This is a genomic window from Enterococcus camelliae (genome assembly GCF_042685105.1).
GTDB lineage: Bacteria > Bacillota > Bacilli > Lactobacillales > Enterococcaceae > Enterococcus_G > Enterococcus_G camelliae.
In genome coordinates this window covers 97,226-97,897 of sequence record NZ_JBHUMO010000044.1, presented here as the reverse complement: position 1 = coordinate 97,897, position 672 = coordinate 97,226, and the positions used below count along the sequence as shown (strand labels likewise).

Sequence of the window (672 nt, the reverse complement as noted above, 5' to 3'; positions counted from 1 at the left end):
GAAAGCACATCACAAAAATGAAGCAACGTCCTAAATACGCTTGGTTGAATCACGTATCAAACAATATAGCCAAGCAAGCTGTAAAAGATGCATGTGATGCCTACGAAAAGTGGTTTGATGGTAGGGACAGATAAAAGTCGTTTAAAGGCTGAAAAGCCACATTTCAAGTCAAGAAAGAAATCAAAACCAGCTTTTTATAATGACACTATCAAATTGAAAGTAAAAACTAAATTGGTTTTGCTTGAAAAAGTTGGTTGGGTAAAAACAAGCGAACAGTTGCCAGTGAATACGAAGTATTCTAACCCACGAATCAGCTTTGATGGAAAGTATTGGTATGTTTCAGTTGGTATTGATGAAGAGCAACCAGTGCAGGACTTAACTGGTGAACCCCTTGGAATTGACCTTGGTATCAAAGATTTAGCGATTGTTTCTAATGGTAAAGTCTACAAGAACATGAATAAAACTGGCAAAGTAAGAAAGATTGAGAAGCGATTACGTCGGTTACAGCGTAAAGTCTCTCGAAAATACGGTATGAATAAGGAGGGAAACCGATTTGTCAAAACATGTAACATCTATAAATTAGAAAAAGAAATTCGGCATACACATCGAAAACTAGCGAATATTCGTCAGAATCATTTGCATCAAACAACAACGGAGATAGTGAAAACCAAG

1 protein-coding gene is annotated in these 672 nt (G+C 36.6%); it reads left to right on the top strand.

The window, feature by feature from the left end; genetic code table 11:
- Positions 1–96: 96 nt before the first annotated feature.
- Positions 97–672, top strand: a 576-nt coding sequence (locus tag ACFSR0_RS07395) for an RNA-guided endonuclease InsQ/TnpB family protein (RefSeq protein ID WP_379981415.1), incomplete at its 3' end; no start/stop codon positions are given.